12 protein-coding genes are annotated in these 13,618 nt (G+C 49.8%); 11 read left to right on the forward strand and 1 reads right to left on the reverse strand.

What is annotated here, in order from left to right:
• Positions 1-69: 69 nt before the first annotated feature.
• A complete protein-coding gene (locus O4H47_RS04265) occupies positions 70-879 on the forward strand; it encodes a pentapeptide repeat-containing protein (RefSeq protein ID WP_269392696.1) in 810 nt (269 codons plus the stop codon).
• Here the strand turns inward: O4H47_RS04265 and O4H47_RS04270 are convergent, their stop codons facing one another.
• Positions 880-1,899, reverse strand: a complete 1,020-nt coding sequence (locus tag O4H47_RS04270) for a LacI family DNA-binding transcriptional regulator (protein WP_269392697.1) — start codon at positions 1,897-1,899, stop codon at positions 880-882.
• A gap of 207 nt (positions 1,900-2,106) precedes the next feature.
• Here O4H47_RS04270 and O4H47_RS04275 point away from each other — a divergent pair, with 207 nt between their 5' ends.
• The 10 genes from O4H47_RS04275 to O4H47_RS04320 all read left to right on the forward strand — a co-directional run bounded on the left by O4H47_RS04275 (position 2,107) and on the right by O4H47_RS04320 (position 13,461).
• Entirely contained in the window at positions 2,107-3,342 is a 1,236-nt protein-coding gene (locus O4H47_RS04275; RefSeq protein WP_269392698.1) for an ABC transporter substrate-binding protein, read from the forward strand.
• 123 nt (positions 3,343-3,465) lie between these two features.
• Entirely contained in the window at positions 3,466-4,362 is an 897-nt protein-coding gene (locus tag O4H47_RS04280; RefSeq protein WP_269392699.1) for a carbohydrate ABC transporter permease, read from the forward strand.
• Positions 4,352-5,266, forward strand: a complete 915-nt coding sequence (locus O4H47_RS04285) for a carbohydrate ABC transporter permease (RefSeq protein ID WP_269392700.1) — start codon at positions 4,352-4,354, stop codon at positions 5,264-5,266. Before O4H47_RS04280 ends, O4H47_RS04285 begins: the two co-directional genes overlap by 11 nt.
• A gap of 2 nt (positions 5,267-5,268) precedes the next feature.
• Positions 5,269-6,345: an ABC transporter ATP-binding protein gene (locus O4H47_RS04290; RefSeq protein WP_269392701.1), complete on the forward strand. Its 1,077-nt coding sequence runs from the start codon at positions 5,269-5,271 to the stop codon at positions 6,343-6,345.
• Positions 6,346-6,372: 27 nt separating this feature from the next.
• Positions 6,373-7,119 carry a sugar phosphate isomerase/epimerase family protein gene (locus tag O4H47_RS04295; RefSeq protein ID WP_269392702.1) on the forward strand — a complete coding sequence of 249 codons (747 nt, stop codon included), beginning with the start codon at positions 6,373-6,375 and terminating at the stop codon, positions 7,117-7,119.
• Positions 7,120-7,132: 13 nt separating this feature from the next.
• Positions 7,133-8,254 (forward strand): Gfo/Idh/MocA family protein, encoded by a 1,122-nt coding sequence (locus O4H47_RS04300; protein ID WP_269392703.1) that lies wholly within the window; start codon positions 7,133-7,135, stop codon positions 8,252-8,254.
• Between the two features lie 21 nt (positions 8,255-8,275).
• Entirely contained in the window at positions 8,276-9,919 is a 1,644-nt protein-coding gene (locus O4H47_RS04305; protein WP_269392704.1) for a glycoside hydrolase family 43 protein, read from the forward strand.
• A complete protein-coding gene (locus O4H47_RS04310; RefSeq protein WP_269392705.1) occupies positions 9,919-10,977 on the forward strand; it encodes a sugar phosphate isomerase/epimerase family protein in 1,059 nt (352 codons plus the stop codon). The genes O4H47_RS04305 and O4H47_RS04310 overlap by 1 nt, the downstream gene beginning before the upstream one ends.
• 8 nt (positions 10,978-10,985) lie before the next feature.
• Positions 10,986-12,116, forward strand: coding sequence for a Gfo/Idh/MocA family protein (locus O4H47_RS04315; protein WP_269392706.1), 1,131 nt, complete (start codon positions 10,986-10,988; stop codon positions 12,114-12,116).
• Between the two features lie 70 nt (positions 12,117-12,186).
• A complete protein-coding gene (locus tag O4H47_RS04320; protein ID WP_269392707.1) occupies positions 12,187-13,461 on the forward strand; it encodes an NAD(P)/FAD-dependent oxidoreductase in 1,275 nt (424 codons plus the stop codon).
• Positions 13,462-13,618 lie beyond the last annotated feature (157 nt).

A 13,618-nucleotide genomic window follows, 5' to 3' on the forward strand; every position in this document is an offset into this window, starting at 1 on the left:
GTGGACAAAAGTAAGCCCACATGCAATTTGTAAACCAATGTTTACACCCGTACAATTAGGGACCAAGCTTTGTTTGACATAGACAGCGATTTGTCGATCGGATCTGTTATACCTGACGGGTTCGACATGATATTAGTGTTGATCGTTGCTGGCATGGCATTGCTTGTTCTGCATTTTTTACGGCCGCATTGGTTAGGCTTCAAAGGCAAAACACTGTGGGATTGGATGTCGCTATTGCTGGTCCCCTCGATCATTGCCACGGCCACTTTGGTGGTCAACCATGTCCAGGCGCAGTCCAACCAATCCACCATACAAGAGAGCGCATTCCAGCAATATATTGATCGAATTTCAAACCTAGTGCTTTCTCCTCTTGATCACAACGCAACTGTTACAAATGCGGTTGCGCAGGCGCACACCGCTGCCATCTTGCAAATAGTTCGCCAAGAACGTGCCGGGCGCGTTTTGTCGTTTCTTGATCAGCTCGGTCGATTAAAAGACTTCATTCCCGATTTGGAAGGAATTGACCTCACCAATGCAGAGCTAAAAGGCTTCAATCTTGATGGACTAGAATTCGACCGGGTGCGCTTTGTTCGAGCAGATCTTGAAGGCGCAAGCCTGATCCGATCAGACTTGGAGGCGGTTAACTTCTCCGGCGCAGATCTCAAGTTCACGACAATGCATTTTGCATCATTTGAGAACACAATTATGGACAAAGCAAACCTTGCCCACGCGGATATTCGGTTTACTGATCTAAGTAAGGCGCTTGGTTTGACAAGCACTCAGCTTGCCTTGGCGTGTTTTGATGAAACCACAATTCTTCCCCAATACGTTGGCAAAATCACGCCGATTGCCAACAATTGCCAAATCAAGAACGACTAATTAAATCGCAGCGGTGCTGCCCCGCTTGATCAGCAACACATCAACCAATTGCACATTGTCCTGTGCGGCAACAGCCCGGCCAGACAATTGCCCCAATAAAGTGGTTGCGGCCAACACGCCGAGTTGGGTGCGGTTTTGCCTGATGGTGGTGAGCGAAGGGATAAACCGGTCGGCGATTTCAATGTCATCAAACCCAACAACGGAAAAATCGTTGGGCACGGATATGCCTCGTTTGTGCATTTCGGAAATGAAGCCCATGGCAATCAAATCGGACCCACAAAATACAGCGGTTGGCCGTTCGTCCATTTCGATGAATTGACGTGCTGCTTGCGCACCCGCGTCCAGCGAAAAGTCGCCACCATCAACCACCCAGCGTGGCACAATCTCTAAGCCTTGGTTGCGCATCGCGGCTTCAAAACCGGCTAGACGTTCTTTTGTCAAAACGTTGTTTCGGGGGCCCGCAATATGGCCAATTTTGCTGTGTCCGAGCTGCACCAAATGCGCAATGGCCTGCTGCGCACCGCCCCGATTGTCGCTGCGAACGGAAGGCAAGTCTGTTCCAGGCTTCCATTCGCAAGCAAATACGATGCGATTATCAGGGGTTGTTTGTGCCAATTCATTCAATACCGCGCGCGGAATGCCACCATCGAGCAGAATAACGCCATCGGCACGCGTATCGCGAAAGTACCCCGTGAGTTGATCTTGTTTGATCCCATTTGTATCCGCGATCAACACACTTAAATCTGAAGTTGCAAAAACACTTTCTATGCCTGAAAGAATTTGAGAGAAGAACGGGTTTCCAAGGTTTGGCAGCAGCACCAGAATCGCACCAGCTTGACGCTTCCGCAGGTTTTGCGCAGCCCTGTTTATGCGATAACCGGTCTTTTCAACCGCAGCTAAAACTGCTTCCCTTGTTTTTTCCGACACCAAATCTGGATTTGAAAGCGTACGACTAACCGTTGCTGTGGACACACCTGCCTCCACTGCAACTTCTTGAATTCTTGGGCCTTTTGCATTCATATCGGAAATTCCAACCTTCGCTTTATAAACAGTTGTAAACATTTTCTTGACATATGCAAATCTGTAGTGAAATATTATGTAATCGATTACAAATGAGTGTTGCAGCGCTCAATGTAATCGATTGCAGAATTTGAGTGAGATGTTGAGAAATTTGATTTTGGCATCTTGTTTATATCGAGGCACATGCCTCACCCCAGGGAGGAAGAAATGAAGTCTTTAAAAAAACTACTGGTTGCCAGCACGGCAATCTGCGGTACGACATTTGGCGCTTACGCTACTGATTTGGAAGTAACTCATTGGTGGACATCAGGCGGCGAAGCCGCAGCGGTTGCTGAGTTTGCAAAGGCATTTAATGCCACCGGCAACAATTGGGTTGATGGTGCGATCGCTGGTTCTGGCGGCACGGCGCGCCCAATTATCGTTAGCCGTATTTTGGGCGGCGACCCGATGGGTGCCACTCAGTTGAACCACGGCCGTCAAGCAGAAGAGCTTATTGAAGCTGGTTTGATGCTCGATCTGACCGATATTGCAGACGCAGGTGGCTGGCGCGACGTTGTAAACCCAACTGGCTTGCTTGATAGCTGCACTGTTGACGGCAAAATCTATTGTGTGCCTGTGAACATTCACTCTTGGCAGTGGATTTGGTTGAGCCACAAAGCATATGCAGACGCAGGTGTTGATGTTCCTGCAAACTGGAACGAGTTTGTTGCAGCCGCTCCCGCACTTGAAGCAAAAGGCATCACCCCGCTTGCTATGGGTCAGCAGTCTTGGCAAACTTCAGGCGCGTTTGGCGTGATCAACGTTGCCATTGGTGGCTTGGATCTTTGGACCAAAATCAATGTGAATAAAGACGCCGAGGCAGCAGCAAGCCCAGAAATGGCAGAGGTGTTTGAAGCTTTTGGTGCAGCACGTTCACTTTCTGCCGGTTCAAATGTTCAAGACTGGAACCAAGCCACAAACATGGTGATCACCGGTCAAGCTGGCGGTCAAATCATGGGTGACTGGGCACAAGGCGAATTCCAAGTTGCAGGTCAAACTGCTGGAGTGGACTACAGCTGTCTTCCAGGTTTGGGTGTGAACGAAATCATCTCAACTGGTGGTGATGCATTCTACTTCCCTAAGAATGACGATCCAGCGATTACAGCCGCACAAAAAGAACTTGCCGCGCTGATGATTTCACAACCAGTACAAGTTGCGTTCAACTTGAAAAAAGGTTCGCTGCCTGTTCGTGGTGATATCGACATGAGCACAGCCAACGATTGCATGCAAAAAGGCCTATCAATCTTGGCTGCTGGCAACATTATGCCAGACGGTGCTCAAGTACTCACACCTGATACAACATCACGTGTTGAAGACTTGCTCGTTGAGTTCTGGAACGACACCAGCATGACACCAGCTGACGCCCAAGCACAATACGCTCAAATTATCTCAGAAGCGGAATAATCCTCCCGCGTGAACCGCTTGTCCCAAAAATGATTTGGGGCAAGCGTTCATTGAAGCGTAGCATCGTGTCGGGTCTAGTTGCCCCGGCACGAACAATTCATCTGAGTTGAAAGGTGGTTAGTCATGGCTAGATCCGTGAGGCCAAACCAAATCTTTAGAAACGTCAACGCCAAAATCGCAGCGATCCCGATGGTCCTGACAGCAATGGTGGTTTTCGTTGGCTGTACGATTTGGACTGTTGTGCATTCTTTTACGAACTCCAAACTTTTGCCAAAACTCGACTTTGTAGGGTTTGCACAATATGAGCGCCTTTGGGCCACTCGGCGTTGGTTGATCTCTATTGAGAACCTAGCGATTTACGGCATTTGTTCATTGATCTTTTCATTTGCAGTCGGCTTTTTGCTGGCAGCGCTTATGGATCAAAAAATCCGGTTTGAGAACACGTTTCGGACCATCATCCTGTACCCATTTGCATTGAGCTTTGTGGTGACGGGCCTTGTATGGCAGTGGATTTTGAACCCAGAGTTTGGCGTCCAAAATGTTATTCGCAGCATCGGTTTTTCTAATTTCACCTTTGATCCGCTGTACGATGCTAAGATCGTAATTTTTGGCATTTTGATTGCTGGGCTTTGGCAAGGCACGGGCTTCATTATGGTCATTATGCTTGCCGGTTTGCGTGGCATCGATGTGGACATTTGGAAAGCATCTCGCGTGGACGGTATTCCAAAATGGAAGACCTACCTATTCGTCGTTATCCCGATGATGCGCCCCGTATTCATTACAGCACTGGTGCTGATCTCTGCGGGCATTGTTAAGGTCTACGACCTTGTGATCGCCCAAACGAATGGTGGTCCGGGCATCGCGTCTGAGGTTCCAGCCAAATATGTAATGGACACCATGTTCAGAAACCAAAACCTGGGCCAAGGCTTTGCCGCTTCAACCATGATGCTTGTGAGCGTGTTGGTGATCCTGATCCCATGGGCATATCTAGAATTTGGGGGTCGTAAAAATGACAAATAACACTGAGACGACTTCAACGCTAATGGCAGGCCCTCGTGGTCCAAAGCCAACCAAGCTGCTTTCACCTCGCAACATCATGCTTTACGGCACCTTGATTGTTGTCGCACTTTATTACTTGTTGCCTTTGTATGTGATGGTGGTGACCTCGCTTAAAGGCATGCCAGAAATTCGGCTGGGCAACATTTTCTCACCACCAGTTGAGATTACAACTGCCCCCTGGACTAGAGCATGGTCCGAAGCGTGCACAGGGCTAAACTGTGAAGGCTTGAGCCGCGGTTTTTGGAATTCTGTTCGTATTCTTTTGCCATCTGTTGCCCTTTCAATCGCCATCGCATCGGTAAATGGGTACGCGCTTGCCAATTGGAAATTCAAAGGTGCAAATGTCTTCTTCACCATTCTGATCTTTGGCGCATTCATCCCCTATCAGGTTATGATCTACCCAATCGTAATCATATTGCGTGAACTGAAACTTTTTGGCAGCCTAGGTGGCCTTGTGCTCGTGCATACCGTTTTTGGTATGCCCATACTGACGCTGTTGTTCCGAAACTATTTCACCTCGCTCCCTGAAGAACTTTTCAAAGCGGCGCGCGTTGATGGCGCAGGGTTTTGGGGCATCTATTTCCGCATAATGCTGCCCATGTCATTGCCCATCTTTGTGGTGGCAATGATCTTGCAGGTCACCGGCATTTGGAACGACTTCTTGTTTGGGGTTATTTATACCAAACCGGACACCTATCCAATGACGGTGCAATTGAACAATATTGTGAACTCCGTTCAGGGGGTCAAAGAGTATAACGTCAATATGGCAGCCACTCTTTTGACCGGTGTTGTTCCCCTCATCATTTATTTTGTTTCTGGCAAACTGTTTGTCCGCGGCATCGCCGCTGGCGCGGTGAAAGGCTGATCATGACCAGTGTTTCTATTCGCAATCTCGATCTACAATTTGGGTCGGTAAAAGTTCTCAAGCAACTCAACCTTGAGATCGACCACGGAGAGTTTTTGGTTCTTCTAGGCGCGTCAGGGTGCGGCAAGTCAACATTGCTCAATTGTATTGCTGGCCTGCTAGATGTGAGTGATGGACAGATTTTCATCAACGAAAACAATGTCACTTGGGAAGAGCCGAGCAATCGCGGCATTGGAATGGTTTTCCAGTCCTATGCGCTTTACCCACAAATGACCGTCGAGGGCAATTTGTCGTTTGGTCTCAAGAACGCAAAAGTTCCAAAAGACGAAATCAACAAACGCGTGGCACGTGCGGCTGAGGTTTTGCAAATTGAACCCTTGCTAAAAAGAAAGCCCGCAGCGCTTTCTGGCGGTCAACGCCAGCGGGTTGCGATTGGTCGCGCTTTGGTGCGCGATGTTGATGTCTTCTTATTTGATGAGCCACTATCCAACCTTGACGCGAAGCTTAGGGCTGACCTTCGGGTTGAAATCAAACGGTTGCACCAAAAGCTGAACAACACGATGATCTATGTAACCCACGATCAAGTGGAAGCGATGACATTGGCGGATCGTATAGCGATTATGAAAGCCGGACTAATTCAGCAATTGGATAGCCCAGCTGAGATCTACAATCGCCCGGTCAATAAATATGTGGCCGATTTTATTGGGTCCCCTTCCATGAACTTCTTGGAAGGTGAATTGAGCAGTCAGGGCCAATTCAAGGTTGGTGGTACTGTGATTGATCTTAAGGGTTACGACTATGTGGATGGTCCCGTTGCCAGCCCTGTTTGGTTCGGCTTTCGGCCCGAGCATGCGGTTGCCGGCGAAGGTGCGGAGCATCAACCTGCAACATTCCAGGTGGTCGCAGAGATTGTCGAGCCAATGGGTTCTGACACGCTTGTGTGGACCAAGATCGAAGATCAGGCTTTCCGTGTACGGATGGACGGGCAAGCAAAAATTTCTACTGGCGACGCTTTCACGTTGGGTTTTGATCCTGCGCGGGCTTCAATTTTTGACAAAGAAACTGAATTGCGGGTTTAGACCCCAAGATTACTAAGGAACATGCTCATGGATTTGAGTTATCAACTTTATAGCGCACGAAATGCAACACCTTGGTCCAAGGTTTTTTCTGCGCTTGCAGATCAAGGCTACACACAGGTTGAAGGCTTTGGCGGAATGTTCGACAATGTGGCGGAATTGGCCGCCGACCTTGATAATGTGGGCTTGAAGATGCCAAGCACTCATTTGGCGCTTGAGCTTTTGGAAGATGATTTTGACGCGGCGCTTGAAATCATCAACACGCTGGCTGTCCGACAGGTTTATGCCCCCTATTTGGTGGAAGAAGAACGCCCAACTGACGCGGCAGGATGGCAAGTTTTTGCACAGCGTTTGAGCAAAGTCAGCGACAAGTTAGCAGGCTATGGCGTTACCTTTGGTTGGCACAATCATGACTTTGAGTTCGTCGCTTTGCCCGATGGCCAAATACCGATGGCGATCCTTTTGGACAATGCGCAAAATATCTCATGGGAAGCTGACATTGCTTGGGTCATTGTTGGCGGCCAAGATCCGATCGAATGGATAAAGAGATATGGCAACCGCATCACGGCTGTACATATGAAAGATAAGGCGCCTGACGGTGAAAATTTGGACCAAGATGGCTGGACCGATGTTGGCAGTGGCACCATTGATTGGGCTGTTTTGATGAGCGCGATAAAATCCAACACACCTGCAAAAATCTTTGTCATGGAGCATGATAATCCTGCCGATGCGATCGCCTTTGGGGCGAACTCAATCGCCTACGCAAAAACACTTTAGTTGAGTAGACATTATGACTGAAAAACTTGGAGTCGGCATTATTGGCGCCGGCAATATTTCCGCAACTTACCTGCGCTTGTCACCAAATTTTGTGGGCATTGAAGTGCGTGCTGTTGCTGATATCAACATGGATGCGGCCAAGGCCCGTGCCGAAGAATTTGGTGTGCGCGCGGAAACCGTTGAAGGGTTGTTGGCAAGCGATGATGTTTCAATCATCATCAACCTCACCATACCGGCCGCCCACTTTGACGTATCAAAGCGCATTTTGGAAGCGGGCAAGCACGTCTATTCCGAAAAGCCATATGTTTTGACTTTGGAGGAAGGGTCGGCGCTCGCAGATATCGCTGCAGCGAAAAACCTGCGCATTGGCTCAGCCCCTGACACCTTCATGGGTGGTGCGCACCAGCATGTCCGGCACATGATCGACCAAGGTGATTTGGGCACCATAACGTCCGGCACGGCCTTTGTGATGGGACATGGCATGGAGCATTGGCACCCAAACCCTGATTTCTTCTATCAGCCTGGCGCCGGTCCAATGTTGGACATTGGACCCTATTATGTGACCAATTTGGTGCAATTGCTGGGCCCGGTAAAACGGGTTGGCGCTTTGACATCGACGCCGTCCAAAGAACGTCTGATCACTTCTGAACCGCGTAACGGCGAAAAGATCCCTGTTGATACGCCCACCACCATTCATTCGCTGCTGGAATTTCAAAGCGGCGCGGTGGTGACGATGGTCACAAGTTGGGACGTTTGGGAACATGGCCATACGAACATGGAATTATATGGCACACAGGGCACCGTCCATGTACCTGATCCAAACTTCTTTGGCGGCGAAATCCGCATCACCAAACGAGAAGAGGCCGCAGACCTGCCAGGCAATTGGGATCACCCATTTGCTGTGGTCAATGATGATGGAAACGCCAATTATCGTTGTGCGGGCCTTTCTGATATGGCTGTTGCAATTGCGCAGAACCGGCCACATCGCTGCTCACAAGAGCTTGCATTGCATGTTGTTGAGGTGATGACCAGTGTGTTGATTTCCGGCGAAAAAGGACAGTTCGTAGAAATGACCACCAGTTGCGAACGCCCGGCGCCACTTGGCCCGGATGCGGCAAAAGCACTGCAAGTGTAGAGTTAGGTCGTCGCGATGCAAATGATCAAAAATCCAATCCTAAAAGGATTTAATCCTGATCCCTCCATTTGTCGGGTTGGTGAGAATTATTACATCGCGACGTCTACTTTTGAATGGTATCCAGGCGTGCAGATTTTTCACTCCAAAGACCTTGTCAATTGGGCGCTTGTAAAACGCCCCTTGGACCGCGCTAGCCAACTCGATATGCGCGGCAACCCTGATAGTTGCGGTGTTTGGGCGCCCTGCCTTTCCTATGCTGATGGCAAGTTCTGGCTCGTTTACACCGATGTGAAACGCTATGATGGCGATTTTAAAGATGCACATAATTATATCGTAACCGCGCCGGCAATTGAGGGTCCATGGTCCGACCCCGTCTATGCCAATTCATCTGGATTTGACCCTTCCCTTTTTCATGATGATGATGGGAAAAAGTGGTTCGTCAACATGAAGTGGAACCACCGATCAGAAGCGCCATGGGCACATAAAGCCAACCCAGCATTTGATGGTATCGTGTGCCAAGAGTTTGATGAGCGCGCCGGCAAGTTGGTTGGCGACATCAAAAGTATCTTTTCGGGGAGCGATCTTGGATTGACCGAAGCTCCGCATCTTTTTAAACGAAACGACTACTATTATCTAACCGTTGCAGAAGGTGGCACCGGCTATCAACATGCGGTGACGATGGCGCGTTCGAAATCGATCAACGGACCATACGAGTTGCACCCCAAAAAGCATCTAATGACAGCGGCGAGCAGTCCTTCGTCGGCGCTTCAGCGCGTTGGGCACGGGCAAATTATCGACACACCAACCGGGGAAACATATCACACTTTTTTGTGTGGCCGCCCGTTGGCGTTAAACGGCCCGGCACCTCAGAACAGATGTCCATTGGGGCGAGAAACCGGTATAGCCAAATGTGAGTGGCGTGACGATGGTTGGTTGTATTTGGCGAATGGAACAATGTTGCCTGAAGTAGATGAACAGGCACCTTTTTATGTGCAAGGCGCTGACAAAAACAAAGCCATCACTTACACATTTACAGATGAGTTGCCGCTCGATTTCCAATGGCTTCGAACGCCAGAACCCGACCGCATCTTCACCCTAACCGGAGACGCATTGCGCCTCATCGGTCGCGAAAGCATCGGCAGTTGGTTTGAACAATCGTTGGTGGCACGACGGCAAGAACATTTTGCGTTGCACGCCACAACGATTGTCAGTTTTGATGCCAAGGACTACCAACAAAGCGCAGGCCTTGTTGCCTACTACAATCGGCACAAGTTTCACTATTTATGCATCAGCTACGACGCTGATGTTGGGCGCATTCTCACCATTTTGAGCTGCGATGGCGACTGGCCAGAATGTCGACTAAGCTTTCCCCTGAAGGAAATCATTTCATTGGGCGACGACAAAGAGATTGAACTTGGCCTTTCCATTAATTTCGACAAGCTGCAGTTTTTCTGGCGAAGCAAAGCCAACAATTGGACGATGGTTGGGCCAGAACTAGACGCTTCCGAGCTTTCGGATGAAGGCGGACGCGGTGAACATGCTTCGTTTACCGGCAATTTTGTGGGCATGGCCGCATTTGACACATCCGGTCGCGCCGCAACGGCCGATTTTAAGAGTTTTATCTATGACCCGCTATGTGCGGCAATAACAATTGGAGAAAAATGATGGCGAATAATATGAAGGGTCCGGGCATTTTTCTTGCGCAATTCATGAGCGATGAAGCCCCTTTTAATTCCCTTTCCACAATCACGAAGTGGGCAGGTGAATTGGGCTATAAGGGTGTGCAAATGCCCGCGGGAGATGACCGGCTATTCGATCTTGACAAGGCGGCGACATCTAAAACCTATTGCGATGAAATTGCAGGTATTTGTAGTGAAAACGGGGTGGAAATAACTGAATTGTCCACTCATATGCTTGGACAAATGGTGGCTGTGCACCCCGCATATGATGCGCAGTTTGACGGGTTTGTTCCTGACGCGGTGCGCGGCAACTCCAAGGCGCGCCAAGAATGGGCAACAGGCGAAATGGTAAAAGCCGCAAAGGCTTCACGCAATTTTGGCCTTGATGTTTCAGTGTCTTTTACCGGGTCCCTTGCCTTCCCCTATATTTACCCTTGGCCCCAGCGCCCGGACGGTTTGGTGGAAGAAGCATTTGCTGAATTGGCGCGACGGTGGACGCCGATTTTAGACGTTTATGAAGAAAATGGCGTCGACATTGCCTATGAAATCCACCCGGGTGAAGACGTTTTTGATGGCGCTACTTTTGAGATGTTTTTGGACGCGGTGAATGGTCACAAACGGTGCATGATCAATTATGATCCGTCGCACTTTTTGTTGCAGCAAATGGACTATCTTGCCTTTATCGACATCTATCATGAACGCATATCCGCCTTTCATGTAAAAGACGCAGAGTTCAACCCTGACGGACGCCAAGGGGTTTATTCTGGGTATCAGCCCTGGCTCAACCGAGCGGGACGTTTTCGCTCCCTTGGCGATGGGCAGGTTGATTTTTCCGCCATATTCTCAAAACTTGCCACTTATGGATATGAAGGTTGGGCTGTGCTGGAATGGGAATGCTGTTTAAAGCACCCGGAGGACGGCGCGCGCGAAGGCGCTCCTTTTATCGAACACCATATGATCCGGCGCACAGAACGCGCTTTTGACGATTTTGCGGATAGCGGAGTTGATCGCGCGGCTTTGCGCAAAATGATGGGCATAGAGTAGGATACGATATGCATAAACGCATAAAACTGGGCATGGTTGGCGGCGGACAAGGCGCTTTTATCGGTGCCGTGCACCGCATGGCGGCGCGGCTTGATGATCAGTTTGAGTTGGTGGCAGGTGCCCTTTCTTCAAACGCTGAACGTGCAGCAGCGTCTGGTGCGGAACTTGGCATAGATCCGGTACGTTCCTATGCGTCTTTCGAAGAGATGGCAAAGGCTGAAGCCGCACGCAAAGATGGCATTCAAGCGGTTTCTGTGGTGACACCCAACCATATGCATTATCCAGTTGCCAAAGCCTTTTTGGAGGCGGGTATTCACGTGATTTGCGATAAACCCCTCACCTCAACGTTGGAGGATGCGATTGCGCTTGGCGAAATTGCCAAAGACTCCAGCGCTGAGTTTATACTCACCCACAACTATTCAGGTTACCCCATGGTGCGCCAAGCGCGCGAGATGGTGCGCTCTGGCAAAATCGGCAACCTGCGCAAAGTGCATGTCGAGTATGTGCAAGACTGGTTGAGTGCATCGATTAGCGCAGGCGAAAACAAACAAGCCGATTGGCGGGCTGACCCAAAACGTTCCGGACTGGGCGGAGCGATCGCAGACATTGGCACCCACGCGTTTCAACTAACGGATTTTATTTGCGGTGAACCGCTAAAGGAGTTGGCTGCAGACTTGACCAGTTTTGTTGCTGGAAGATTGGTGGACGACGACGCGCATATGATGTTGCGTTATCAAAACGGGGCCAAAGGGTATCTTTGGGCCAGCCAAGTTTGCCCGGGTAACGAAAACGGGTTGCGCATTCGCATATTTGGCGAAAACGGCGGCTTGGAATGGCACCAGGAAAACCCAAACCAATTATGGGTGAGCATGCTTGGGGAGCCCAAACAACTGCTGACCCGCGGCGGTCACCGCACAGGCGATTTGGCGAAGAGTGTTACGCGCGTGCCCGCCGGGCATCCTGAAGGTTACTTAGAAGGCTTTGCGACAATCTATACTGAAGCGGCCAACATTATTCGAAGTGGGCGCAAGCCAAGCGACCTAAGCCCCACGATTGAAGAGGGAATTTTGGGGATGCGGTTCATCGATGCGGCGATTAGATCATCTAACGCCAATGCACAATGGACACCTCTTGGTTGATAGATTGGACTTTCCAGCACTTAGTTGATGTGCAAATGTCGCTCAATCGTCACACGTTGAGACCAACTCCATGCCGCACATCGACAGTTACTATGCCGCCACGCAAGCCGTATCTTGCGACTTTGAACCGCTTACAACCCACATTGAAGCAGACGTTTGTGTTGTCGGTGGTGGATTGGCGGGTTTGACAACAGCCCGCGAGCTATTAAGGCTTGGAAAATCTGTTGTTTTGCTGGAAGGCAACAAAGTGGGGTTTGGCGCATCGGGTCGCAATGGTGGCTTTGTTTCAGACGGCTACGCTGAAGACGTGCTGAACCTTGAAAAGAAGCTTGGGGTTGAACACGCAAAAGCTCTGTTTAACATCAGCCGTGAGGGTACGAAATATGTGCGGCAAAACATTGAGGGCTTTGCCGCAGACGGGCAAGACCCACAGTATCACTGGCTCGGCGTGGTGCGCCACGATGTTGGCGACAAGCTTGAAAAGTCGGTCGAAAAACTAACGACCGTCTATGGTGCAGACTATGCCTATTGGTCAACGGATCAGGTTCGCCAGCACCTAAAGTCCAACCGCTATTTTCAGGCGTTGGAAGACCGTTCCGCATTTCACATCCACCCACTCAACTATTGCGTGGCACTGGCAAAAGACATCCAAGCCGGTGGCGGCGTGATATTTGAAGAAACACAAGCGCGCGCACTGCATAAGCACCACAGCCATTTCATGATTGAAACAGCGCATGGCTCAGTAAAAGCGGGGCAAGTGGTCTTATGTGGCAGCGCATATATGCACGACCTATTTCCAAAATTCGAAGCCGCCGTTTTGCCCGTTGCTACTTATGTGGTCACCACAAAAGTGATGCCAGACAAACTAAGAGAAGCGATTTCCTATAAGGGATGCATTTCTGACAATCGGCGCGCGGGGGATTATTATCGCCTTATTGAAGGTGGTGATCGCTTGCTTTGGGGCGGCCGCATTACAACGCAGAAGTCGGAGCCAAAGGCTTTGTCCAATCTTCTCAGGCGGGACATCGAGGCAATCTACCCTCAATTATCAGGGCTCGAAATTGACAAAGCATGGTCTGGTCTTATGGGCTATTGTGCACACAAGATGCCTATTTTGGCCGAATTGGAGCCCGGTATTTGGGCGGCGACCGCCACCGGGGGGCATGGATTGAACACAACAGCGGCAATTGGCATTGTGGTGGCAGAGGCAATTGCTCAAAAATCGGATCGGTACAAGCTTTTCGCGCCTTTCAAAGCACAATGGAACGGGGGCCCGTTTGGCCAAGTGGCTGCACAAATGGCCTATTGGGGCATGCAACTACAAGACGCGTGGGATGAACGATAATTGTAGTTAAGGACGCCTGTTAAGTACTAAACCTATTGTTTATTGTTTTTTTGGCCCTCAAATTGCATCATGGTTTTTTTAAAGAGAAACTGAGTGGTCGTTTGCAATGAGAGATTTCGTAAGCTTGTTTATTGATTCAAAAGGGCGCAAATATCGA

Source organism: Maritalea porphyrae, from assembly GCF_027213965.1.
GTDB classification, from domain to species: domain Bacteria; phylum Pseudomonadota; class Alphaproteobacteria; order Rhizobiales; family Devosiaceae; genus Maritalea; species Maritalea porphyrae_A.

Coding starts and splice junctions, on each gene's coding strand:
- O4H47_RS04270 (WP_269392697.1), bottom strand. CDS start 1,899: ATGAATGCAAAAGGCCCAAGAATTCAAGAAGTTGCAGTGGAGGCAGGT.
- O4H47_RS04275 (WP_269392698.1), top strand. CDS start 2,107: ATGAAGTCTTTAAAAAAACTACTGGTTGCCAGCACGGCAATCTGCGGT.
- O4H47_RS04280 (WP_269392699.1), top strand. CDS start 3,466: ATGGCTAGATCCGTGAGGCCAAACCAAATCTTTAGAAACGTCAACGCC.
- O4H47_RS04285 (WP_269392700.1), top strand. CDS start 4,352: ATGACAAATAACACTGAGACGACTTCAACGCTAATGGCAGGCCCTCGT.
- O4H47_RS04290 (WP_269392701.1), top strand. CDS start 5,269: ATGACCAGTGTTTCTATTCGCAATCTCGATCTACAATTTGGGTCGGTA.
- O4H47_RS04295 (WP_269392702.1), top strand. CDS start 6,373: ATGGATTTGAGTTATCAACTTTATAGCGCACGAAATGCAACACCTTGG.
- O4H47_RS04300 (WP_269392703.1), top strand. CDS start 7,133: ATGACTGAAAAACTTGGAGTCGGCATTATTGGCGCCGGCAATATTTCC.
- O4H47_RS04305 (WP_269392704.1), top strand. CDS start 8,276: ATGATCAAAAATCCAATCCTAAAAGGATTTAATCCTGATCCCTCCATT.
- O4H47_RS04310 (WP_269392705.1), top strand. CDS start 9,919: ATGGCGAATAATATGAAGGGTCCGGGCATTTTTCTTGCGCAATTCATG.
- O4H47_RS04315 (WP_269392706.1), top strand. CDS start 10,986: ATGCATAAACGCATAAAACTGGGCATGGTTGGCGGCGGACAAGGCGCT.
- O4H47_RS04320 (WP_269392707.1), top strand. CDS start 12,187: ATGCCGCACATCGACAGTTACTATGCCGCCACGCAAGCCGTATCTTGC.